This is a genomic window from Pseudomonas sp. R4-84 (assembly GCF_054130985.1).
The window spans coordinates 5,101,893-5,111,646 of sequence record NZ_CP096390.1 but is presented as its reverse complement, the minus strand read 5'-3'; the positions used below and the strand labels follow the sequence as shown (position 1 = coordinate 5,111,646).

Annotated in this window: 12 protein-coding genes; 3 read left to right on the top strand and 9 right to left on the bottom strand. The window is 62.2% G+C overall.

All coding sequences use genetic code 11. From position 1 onward, the window contains the following. Positions 1-39 precede the first annotated feature (39 nt). From M1D68_RS23145 to M1D68_RS23120, 6 genes are read right to left on the bottom strand one after another with little or no spacing between them, the layout of a single operon-like run. Positions 40-1,722 (bottom strand): AMP-binding protein, encoded by a 1,683-nt coding sequence (locus tag M1D68_RS23145; RefSeq protein ID WP_434675769.1) that lies wholly within the window; start codon positions 1,720-1,722, stop codon positions 40-42. Further along, positions 1,719-2,264, bottom strand: coding sequence for a hypothetical protein (locus M1D68_RS23140; RefSeq protein WP_457968493.1), 546 nt, complete (start codon positions 2,262-2,264; stop codon positions 1,719-1,721). The genes M1D68_RS23145 and M1D68_RS23140 overlap by 4 nt, the downstream gene beginning before the upstream one ends. Then, positions 2,261-2,515, bottom strand: a complete 255-nt coding sequence (locus M1D68_RS23135; RefSeq protein ID WP_264427453.1) for an acyl carrier protein — start codon at positions 2,513-2,515, stop codon at positions 2,261-2,263. Before M1D68_RS23135 ends, M1D68_RS23140 begins: the two co-directional genes overlap by 4 nt. A gap of 8 nt (positions 2,516-2,523) precedes the next feature. After that, positions 2,524-2,781, bottom strand: coding sequence for a phosphopantetheine-binding protein (locus tag M1D68_RS23130; protein ID WP_420767084.1), 258 nt, complete (start codon positions 2,779-2,781; stop codon positions 2,524-2,526). Further along, positions 2,762-3,571 (bottom strand): lysophospholipid acyltransferase family protein, encoded by an 810-nt coding sequence (locus tag M1D68_RS23125; RefSeq protein WP_420767085.1) that lies wholly within the window; start codon positions 3,569-3,571, stop codon positions 2,762-2,764. The genes M1D68_RS23130 and M1D68_RS23125 overlap by 20 nt, the downstream gene beginning before the upstream one ends. Beyond that, entirely contained in the window at positions 3,547-4,266 is a 720-nt protein-coding gene (locus M1D68_RS23120) for a beta-ketoacyl synthase chain length factor (protein ID WP_420767086.1), read from the bottom strand. Before M1D68_RS23120 ends, M1D68_RS23125 begins: the two co-directional genes overlap by 25 nt. A gap of 355 nt (positions 4,267-4,621) precedes the next feature. Here M1D68_RS23120 and M1D68_RS23115 point away from each other — a divergent pair, with 355 nt between their 5' ends. After that, a complete protein-coding gene (locus M1D68_RS23115) occupies positions 4,622-5,392 on the top strand; it encodes a ParA family protein (RefSeq protein ID WP_434561032.1) in 771 nt (256 codons plus the stop codon). Position 5,393: 1 nt separating this feature from the next. Here the strand turns inward: M1D68_RS23115 and trxC are convergent, their stop codons facing one another. Together trxC and ycaC are read right to left on the bottom strand one after the other, a co-directional pair. Further along, on the bottom strand, positions 5,394-5,816 hold the full coding sequence (gene trxC, locus M1D68_RS23110; RefSeq protein ID WP_420767088.1) for a thioredoxin TrxC: 423 nt from the start codon (positions 5,814-5,816) through the stop codon (positions 5,394-5,396). Positions 5,817-5,984: 168 nt separating this feature from the next. After that, positions 5,985-6,611: an isochorismate family cysteine hydrolase YcaC gene (gene ycaC, locus M1D68_RS23105; protein WP_457968490.1), complete on the bottom strand. Its 627-nt coding sequence runs from the start codon at positions 6,609-6,611 to the stop codon at positions 5,985-5,987. 203 nt (positions 6,612-6,814) lie between these two features. Between ycaC and M1D68_RS23100 the strand changes: the two genes are divergently transcribed. Together M1D68_RS23100 and M1D68_RS23095 are read left to right on the top strand one after the other, a co-directional pair. After that, a complete protein-coding gene (locus M1D68_RS23100; protein ID WP_457970787.1) occupies positions 6,815-7,720 on the top strand; it encodes a LysR family transcriptional regulator in 906 nt (301 codons plus the stop codon). A 92-nt stretch (positions 7,721-7,812) separates the two neighbouring features. Next, positions 7,813-8,079: a hypothetical protein gene (locus M1D68_RS23095; RefSeq protein ID WP_420767090.1), complete on the top strand. Its 267-nt coding sequence runs from the start codon at positions 7,813-7,815 to the stop codon at positions 8,077-8,079. Between the two features lie 194 nt (positions 8,080-8,273). Here the strand turns inward: M1D68_RS23095 and selO are convergent, their stop codons facing one another. Beyond that, a complete protein-coding gene (gene selO, locus M1D68_RS23090) occupies positions 8,274-9,737 on the bottom strand; it encodes a protein adenylyltransferase SelO (protein WP_457968488.1) in 1,464 nt (487 codons plus the stop codon). Positions 9,738-9,754: the final 17 nt, after the last annotated feature.

The window sequence follows — 9,754 nt, the reverse complement described above, 5'->3', positions numbered from 1 at the left end:
GGGAGCAAGCTCCCTCGCCACAGTGTTCTATGCAGATGCCTAGGCATTGTTTTCCCCCAACACAATCCGCCCACTCGAACAGGCCGCCGTGTCATTGCGGTAAGCGAAGTACAACTTGCCGCGCTCACGATCGAAGCGCAGGTGCAGCTGGATTTCATCACCGGGTCGCACCAGTTGCTGGAATTTGAGCACCTCCATGCCGACGAACCGGGGCGGCAAGTCCAGCAATCGACGGCCCAGGTTCAAGGCCCAATCGACTTGCACCACCCCCGGAAGGACCGGCGCGGTGGGAAAATGGCCGCTGAAGTATGCAAGGTCGGGGGGCACCGCCAGGCGCAGGCTCCATTCGCCGTCGGTTTCAATTTGCTCAAGCACCTCAGGGGCTTTTGGACGCGGCGCCATCAACACGGCTTCGACTTCGGCCTGGGGCAGCTTGCCCTGTGCGTTTAACGGCAGTTGCCGCAGCCAGCGCCAGCGCCGGGGCAGCGCCAAGGTTTCACAGTGCCCGCTCAAGTGCTGGCGCAGGGCTTGGGTCACGGCCCGCCGGCCTAGATTGCGCAGGGCCAGCAAGCCGGTTTCGCTGAGTGCCAGCAGGGCACCGAGGGAGGCTCGGTTCTCCTGCACGACGCCCAGCCGTGCATCGCTGACCCATTCGTGGGCCGTCAACGCCTGTTCCAGCATGGGCAGCGAGATGCGCTTTTCTTCGAGCTTGACGATGCGGTCCAAGCGGCCGAGCAATTGGAAGCGCCCATCCGCCGCGATCCGTGCCGCGTCAGCGGTGTGTTCCACATGACCGGCCGGCAAATAAGGCGAGGCAATCAGCAAGGCGCCGTCACTGTCCTGGCTCAGCTCGACACCGGCGAACGGTTGCCACAAGTCGCCGCCCTGGCGCCAGGCAATGCCGCCGGTTTCCGAGCTGCCGAAAACTTCCGTCGGCCATTGTCCCAGGCGTTGTTCGAGACTCTGGGCCGCGTCGGCAGGCAAGGCGCCCCCAGAGGAAAACACCCGGCGCACGCTGCCCAAGGCTGGCCAGTCGAGGTTATCGCCCATGCGCTTGAGCAGCGCCGGGCTCGCGACCCAGGCAAACGCCGGATGCTCGCGACTGGCGCGCTGCATATCCTCCGGGAAGGCCAGTTGCCGACGAACGAAGGTGCGCCCGGCGCACAGCGGCCACAGCACCCGGAACAGCAAGCCGTAGATATGCTGGGCGGCGACGCTGCCGATCATGCAGGCGTCCGGGCCAAGGTCTGCGCCCCACAACTGCTCCAGCGCCTGGACTTCATTGCTCAGCTGGCGCAGGGTTTTTTCGATGCGTTTGGGCTCGCCACTGGAACCGGAGGTGCACAGGGCCAGCCAGCATTGATCGAGATCCAGCTCAGCGGCTTCCAGCGGAGCCTGTCGCAGGTCATTGGGTTGGGTGTCGCCGGGCAGGTCGGTCAGCCACAAGTCGACATCGGCCGACCAGCGCTGGCGGGTCTGCGGTTGCAGGTCAGCGGGCAGCAGCACGCGCGCGCCGGCGCGCCAGGCGCCGAGCAGGGCAACCGCCAGGTCCGCTGCATCATCCAGATGCACGGCCAGGCGCCGGATGCCCCGGGCTTGCAATCCGGCGGCCAGGCTGAGCGCGTCTGTGCGCAGTTGCGCGTGGTCCAGTCCCGGCCCGACCGCTACCGCGCGGCCTGGCTGGGCCTCGAGCAGTATCTGCTCAAGTGTTATCCAATTCATGGGCGGCCTCTTACCCGTTGTCGTATGAGCCATTCAATGGCAAACAGCAGCCCCATCAATCCGTAGGAAATCAGGCCGGTGTACAACATCCACCAGCTCAGCGGCGCCCAAAGGGTCAGGGCGGCGGCGAGCAAACCGTTACACAGGAAAAACACACTCCAGGCCACCGTGACCTGGCGGGTATAAACCACCGCCTTGGCCGGCAACCGTGGTTCGCGCAGGCGGGCCAGACGCTCGATGATCGGCGGGCCGTACTTCAGGCTCAGCGTGAACAGCGCGAGCATGAACGCGCTGATCAACACCGGATACCAGCGCAGCAAGAGCGGGCTGTCGAATACCGCGAGCAACACGCAAAAAAAGATCGCCGTGACCGCCATCCAGCGTGTGCCGGGCCCGGCCTTGCCGAGGAACGCCCGGGCCAGCCACAGGCAGCCCAATAGAAGCCCGAACTGCCAGGGGGCGAAGTGCTCCATGCCGAAATACACCGCAAAAGGGTATAGCAGGCCCGCCAGCAGCAGGCCGAGGCCAATCAGCCGGCTCATGCGGCCGGCTGGACCAGTCGATAGACCGCCTCGACTACATCGTTGACGGTGCGCACCGATTTGAATTCTTCAGCGGCGATTTTCTTGCCGGTCTGGCGCTTGATGTGGTCGATCAGGTCGACTGCATCGATGCTGTCGATTTCCAGATCCTGATACAGGTTCGACTCCAGCGTTACACGCTCAGGATCCAGCTCGAAGAGCTCGACCAGGGCATTGCGCAGGGTGTTGAAAATATCGTCACGAGTTTGCATGGTCGGTCTCAGGCGCTTTTTGCAGTAACGAAGGCCGCAAGGCTTGCCACGTTGCTGAAATGGTTACGGGTGTCCTTGGCATCGGCGTCGATCTTGATGCCATATTTTTTTTGGATCGCCAGGCCAAGCTCCAAGGCATCCACCGAGTCCAGGCCCAGGCCGTCGCCGAACAGGATCTGATCGTCGCCGATGTCGTCGATACCGATGTCCTCCAGGCCGAGGGCCTCGATGATCAGTTGTTTGATGTCACGGTGCAGATCGCTCATCTTCGGCGAGCTCCTTGATGAAATAGTGATGCAAATAATCGTTGAGCCGGCGTGAAGCCTGTGGCGCGGGGCCCAGCGCGGCGAAAGCCTGTGGGTCTATATCGGCACCGACGCGAAAACTGAAGTGCACGCGGCGCAGGGGGATGCGGTACCAGGGCTCGGCCTTGGTCAAGGTCGTGGGGCTGACCTTGATCGTCACCGGTGTGAGGATTTTCGCACCCCGCAGGGCAATGGCGGCGGCGCCTCGATGAAAGGCCGGCGCTTGGCCCGGCTGGGTGCGCGTGCCTTCGGGAAAGACAATCAGGCATTGGCCATCCTGCAGGGCGTTGCTGGCGGCATCGAGCATGTCCATGCTGCCGTCGTTGCTGATGTATTGGGTCGAACGCAGTGGGCCACGGGTGAAAGGGTTGTCCCACAGGCTTTGCTTGACCACGCAGTTGGCGTCGCGCACCAGCCCGATCAGGAACACCACGTCGATCAGCGACGGGTGGTTGGCGATGATCATCTGCCCCGGGCGGCCGAGTTTCTCCGCGCCATCGATCTGATAGGTGAGCACACCGGTGCGGGCCATGAATCGAATGAAGAACCAGAACAGGCGCCCGACTGTTCTACGGGCTCGCTGCCGATGGGTCTGCGAGTCGCCGGGCAGCGCGTTGAGCAACGGAAACACCAGCAACCGCAGGCACAGCCCACCCAGCCCGAAGAGAGCGAAGCTTGCGGCGGTCGCGAACAAGCGCCAGTAGTAGGCGTCGCGATGTTTACCGGTCACCGGTTGCGTTGCCAGGTCCATAGACGATTCTTCCAGGCATGTTGGCAGGTGAGTTGGTTGCCCAGCAGCGTACGCAACAGATCCAGGGCATGGGGCCAGTCGCTGACCGGCAGCGGGGCCGGCGGATTGGCTAATTGCAGTTGCCAGTCATCGCCACGGGTCAGTAGCAGCCCCACTGCGTAGGGAAACGGTACGTCGTCGACCCAAGGCGCGTAGACGCTGGGCGGTTGCTCTTCGGTGATGACCAGCAACACCGCTGGCGTGCCCTCGTCGAGCAAGGCGGCGGCCTCCAGCATGCCGTGTTCAAGGCCATCGCCCGTCGCGGCCAGGGCCGTCATCTCGCTGGTTTCGCCGCGCATGATCGACCACAAGCCAATCACCGCGTTGTGCACCGACAGGCTGAACTGGGTAGGAGACAGCGGTTGATCCCCGGCCAGGTCCTTGAGAATCTCAAAAGTGCGCGGGGTTTCGCCATGGCGGGAAATAAAGACCAACGGTAGGTCCGGTCGCCCCTCGGCCAGCGGCCAGGCGACACTGAAGGCCATGCGGGCCAGGCGGCTGAGGCGTCGGCGTTGCATGGCGGGCAGGAACGACACGTCAGGGGCCGCATCGCTGACGGGCGGCACGACCGGTTGTCGGCTCCATGCCTGCCAATCGTCCACGCTTTCGAGCCCAGGGGCCCACGCGCGCCATTGGGCGATATTGAAATTGATCACAGACTCATCCCACCCCTGCGGGCTTTTATTGTCACGGTTCAGTGGTTTGACCCGCGTCCAACCCTGCATGGCCTTGCGACCCAAGTGGCGCGCATTATCCCGGTGCGGTTGGCTTGTAGCAAATACTGGTTACATTTCGTCCAGGCAAAATCATCAAGGAACCAGACCCAACACGGGACCGCCATTGTGACGGTTAAAAAGTGATTGTCTGTCAGGCGCTTCCTTCATATACAGGCGAATTGACGCTCGGTTGTCTGAAAAAGCCACCGACGCCGTAATCCGATCATGGGGAAGGTAGCGAAGCGGTGTGTTGCGCTACTACACTCGGGAATCTTTGATACACGGAGGTTTTGTCATGCGGCGTGTGGTGTTCAATCAGAAAGGTGGCGTAGGCAAGTCCAGCATCGCCTGTAATCTGGCGGCGGTCAGCGCCAGCGAGGGGTATCGCACGCTATTGGTCGACCTGGATGCGCAGGCCAACTCCACTCAATACCTGACCGGCTTGACCGGCGATGACATTCCCGTGGGCATCGCGGATTTCTTCAAGCAGACCCTGTCGTCGGGGCCTTTCTCGAAAAAGAACAGGGTCGATATCTACGAAACGCCCTTCGACAACCTGCACGTCATCACGGCCACCGCAGAACTGACCGATCTGCAGCCCAAGCTCGAGGCAAAACACAAGATCAACAAGCTACGCAAGCTGCTCGAAGAGCTGGACGAGGATTACGACCGGATCTATCTGGATACTCCGCCGGCCCTCAACTTCTACGCGGTTTCAGCGTTGATCGCGGCAGATCGGGTATTGATTCCTTTCGACTGTGACAGTTTCTCCCGCCAGGCACTGTATGGCCTGCTGTCGGAAATCGCCGAGCTCAAGGACGATCACAATGAAGAACTGGAAATCGAAGGCATTGTCGTCAACCAGTTCCAGGCCCGCGCCAGCCTGCCCCAGCAGATACTCGACGAATTGATCGCCGAAGGCTTGCCGGTGCTGCCCGTTTACCTGAGCAGCTCCGTGCGCATGCGTGAGTCTCACCAGGCGAGCCTGCCACTGATCCACCTGGACCCACGGCATAAACTGACCCAGCAGTTCGTGGAGTTGCATGGGTTGCTGGAAAACGCCTGATTCAAATCCCCTGGCCGCGCAGCCAGCTCATCAACTGCGGCAAGGGGAACGCGCCGCTTTGGCGTGCTACTTCTCGGCCGTCCTTGAACAGGATCAGACTGGGTATCGAGCGAATCCCCAACTGCGCCGACAATTGTTGATTGGCTTCGCTATCGAGCTTGGCCAACCGGCACTTGCCGGCCAGCTGCGCGGCGGCCTGTTCGAACACTGGCGCGAAGGATTTGCACGGGCCGCACCAATCCGCCCAGACATCTATCAATAACGGCAGGTCGCCCTTGATCTGGCTGGCGTAGTCGCCTTGCTTGAGTTCGAAGGGTTTGCTCGATAACACCTGGGCCTTGCAGCGCCCGCACTTGGGCTGGTCGCCCAGGCGTTCGGCGGGTATCCGGTTGAGCCCGTTGCAATGGGGGCACGGGATGAGCATCGGGTCGTCTCCTGGAATTTGGTTACTCAGGTTGGACACTATATAGAAACCAACACAAAAACCTGTGGGAGTGAGCCTGCTCGCGATGACGGTGTGCAGTCAGGAATCCTGGACTGGCAGACCGCTATCGCGAGCAGGCTCGCTCCCGCAGGGTATCGGTGTTGCTGATTATTTGGCCTGGGTCAGCGTGTTGTAGCTGGTCATCAGGTTGCGGTAATCCGGGATGTGGTTGGTGAACAAGGTTGCCAGGCCTTCCACGTCGTTGCGCCAGTCGCGGTGCAGTTCACAGGCCAGGCCGAACCAGGTCATCAATTGCGCACCCGAGGAGGACATGCGGTCCCAGGCCGATTGGCGGGTCAGTTCGTTGAACGTGCCGGAGGCATCGGTGACCACGAACACATCGAAACCTTCGGCCAGCGCGGACAGTGCTGGGAAAGCTACGCAAACTTCAGTCACTACGCCGGCGATGATCAGTTGCTTCTTGCCGGTGGCCTTGATTGCCTTGACGAAGTCTTCGTTGTCCCAGGCGTTGATCTGGCCAGGGCGGGCAATGTACGGCGCGTCCGGGAACAGTGCCTTGAGCTCGGGTACCAGCGGGCCGTTGGGGCCGGTTTCGAAGCTGGTGGTGAGGATGGTAGGCAGCTCGAAGTACTTGGCCAGGTCCGCCAGGGCCAGCACGTTGTTCTTGAAACGGTCCGGGTCGATGTCGCGTACCAGCGACAGCAGGCCAGCCTGATGGTCCACCAGCAGAACGGCGGCATTATCTTTGTCGAGACGGTTGTAGGAAGTGGTCATGGCGTAGCCCTCATTAAGTTTTGGTTGCCGAAGGTTCGGCGTGGTTAAGGTTTTTAATGTCGGTACAGCGTTTATTCGGGATTCATCTGGCCGAAGCGCCGGCTTCAATCCGTGTTGCGTTTCGATGTGTGCAGATTAAAACTGGCACCTTTGACGCGCTAGACTGCAAAAATCATCCTTAGCGTTCTATTTGGAGAACGATCATCGAAGACCTCAACACGCTGTACTACTTCACCCAGGTGGTTGAGCACCGTGGATTCGCCGCAGCGGGCCGGGCGCTGGACATGCCCAAGTCAAAGCTCAGCCGGCGTATCGCCCAGTTGGAAGAGCGGCTAGGGGTGCGCTTGCTCCATCGCACCAGCCGGCATTGCACGTTGACGGAGATCGGCCAGGCCTATTACCAGCGCTGCCTGGCGATGCGTGTCGAGGCCGAGAGCGCCGCCGAGGTGATCGAGCGCAACCGCTCCGAGCCCCAGGGCCTGGTGCGCATCAGTTGCCCGACGGCGCTGCTCAACAGCTGGGTCGGGCCGATGCTGACCCGCTACATGCTCAAATATCCGCGGGTGGAGTTGTTCATCGAGAGCACCAACCGCCGAGTCGACCTGATCCACGAGGGGTTCGATATAGCGCTGCGGGTGCGCTTTCCGCCGCTGGAAAACACCGACATGGTCATGAAGGTACTGAGCAACAGCACTCAATGCCTGGTGGGCAGCCCTGCATTTGTAGAGCGATTGTCTTCGCCGGCTTCACCGGCGGACCTTAACGGCCTGCCCAGCGTGCATTGGGGCGGTGCGCAACGGGAGTATCAGTGGGAGTTGTTCGGGCCGGACGGCACCCGAGCGTTGATCCGACATGAGCCGCGCATGGTCACCGATGACCTGCTGGCCCTGCGGCACGCGGTGCTGGCGGGCATTGGTGTCGCCCACCTGCCGACCGTGGTGGTGCGCGAAGACATCGCCGCCGGGCGTCTGGTGGAGTTGGTCCCCGGCTGGACGCCGAAATGCGGGATCGTTCATGCAATCTTTGCGTCGCGGCGTGGGTTGCTACCGTCGGTGCGCACGTTGATCGATTTCCTGGCCGAGGAATTCAGCCACAGTGATATGGCTTAATGCATTGGCCTCGGGTTGCCATTCATCAGGTGCGCCGCACTGGCGGCGCGCCGTGCCCTCAAAACCATACCTGTTCACAACCAGGAGGTCCCATGAGCACCCCTCAAGACCCAACCACTCCCAAGACACTGGACAACCCCAACGATGATGGCTTCGTCCTGGGCACCGCTGGCCGCGACGAAGACCCCAACGCGGCCCCGGCCTATGCCGTTGACAGTCGTCACGATCGGGACGAATTGACCCCGGAAGACGCGCATGGAATGCCCGGCTATCCGGAGGAAAAACCGGCAGCGCCGGCTGGGGAAGAGCCAGAATCAGGCATCGAGACGCCCGAACAGGGGAACGATAAGGCGGGATGAGCAGGCTGCGTTGACCTTCGCCCAGCCAATCTTTCACCCGTGGCGAGGGAGCTTGCTCCCGCTCGGCGGCGCAGCCGTCGTAAAACCGGTTGACGCGGTCAGTCTGAAAAAGCGCGTCAGTCCATTCTGGGGCCGCTTCGCAGCCCAGCGGGAGCAAGCTCCCTCGCCACAGGGTTATGTGTTTGGCGGGAGGGTTACGATGAGCAACTGATCTCCAGATGCTTGCCCCATTCCGGCGGCCGCTCGGCGTAGCTGCCCATCCCCGATTGTTCTTCAAAAGGATTGCTCAGCACGCTGTGCAGGCGGCGGACTTCTTCGTAATCGCCTGACTCGGCGGCGTCGATGGCTTTCTGGGCCAGGTAGTTGCGCAGCACGTAGAGCGGATTGACGGCGTGCATGCGAACGCGGCGCTGGTCCTGGTCGACCGGGCCCTCGCGGTTGACGCGGGCGACGTACAGCTCGGCCCAGGCGTCGAAACCCTTGAGATCGACGAAGTCGTCGCGCAAGGTGGCGACGGCTTGTTCCGGCGCCTGGTCGCCCAGCCGGCGGAAGAACAGGCTGTAGTCGACGCCGCTGTTCTGCATCAGTTGCAGCAGGCGCTCCACCAGTTTCTGGTCCTCTTCTTCGGCGACGGTCAGGCCGAGGCGGCGGCGCATCAGGTCCAGGTAGTGGGCCTGGTAAAGGGGAAGGTACAAGCCAAGGGTCTCGCGCAGGGCATCGACGCTGATAAAAGGCGTCAGGGCTTGGGCGAGGGCGCTGAGGTTCCACTGGCCGATGGGCACCTGGTTGCTGAACGAGTAACGGCCCTGGTCATCGGAATGGTTGCAGATGAAGTTGGCGTCGAAGTCATCGAGGAAGGCGAACGGCCCGAAATCGAAGGTGATGCCCAGGATCGACATGTTGTCGGTGTTCATCACGCCATGGCAGAAACCATAGGCCTGCCATTTCGCAATCAGTTCGGCGTTGCGCTCGACGATCTCGCGGTACATCGCCAGGTAGGGCTCGGGCTGCTCCCGGCATTGCGGAAAATGCAGGTTCAGCACGTGCTCGGCCAAGGCGGCATGCAGCTCCGGCTTCTTGGTGTAGTAGAAATATTCGAAGTGTCCGAAGCGCACATGGCTGGGGGCCAGGCGCAGCACCATGGCGGCGCGCTCCTGCTTTTCGCGCCACACCGGGGTGTCGGAGCCGATCACGCACAACGCGCGGGTGGTGGGGATGCCCAAGGCGTGCAGGGCCTCGGAGGCAAGGAATTCGCGAATCGAAGAGCGCAGCACCGCGCGCCCATCGCCCATCCGGGAGAACGGCGTCTGGCCGGCGCCCTTGAGGTGCAGGTCCCAGTGCTCGCCGGCCTCGTTGTACACCTCGCCCAGCAGCAACCCGCGGCCGTCGCCCAGTTGCGGGTTGTAGTGACCGAATTGATGCCCTGAGTACACCATCGCCCGGGGCTCGGTTTCGGCCCACAGCTTGTGGCCGCCAAAGATCTCGGCGAACAGCGGTGTCTCGGCTTCTGCCGGCTCCAGGTCCAGCAGCGCCATGGCCGCCGGGCTGGCAACCACCAGCCGCGGGTTGTCGATGGGCTCGGGCAGCACATGGGCCGAGAAACCGTCGCCCAGGCGGGCGAAGCGGTTATCGAAGGTCAGCGTTTCCAGCGTTTTCATGGCCGTCTCCGACGGGC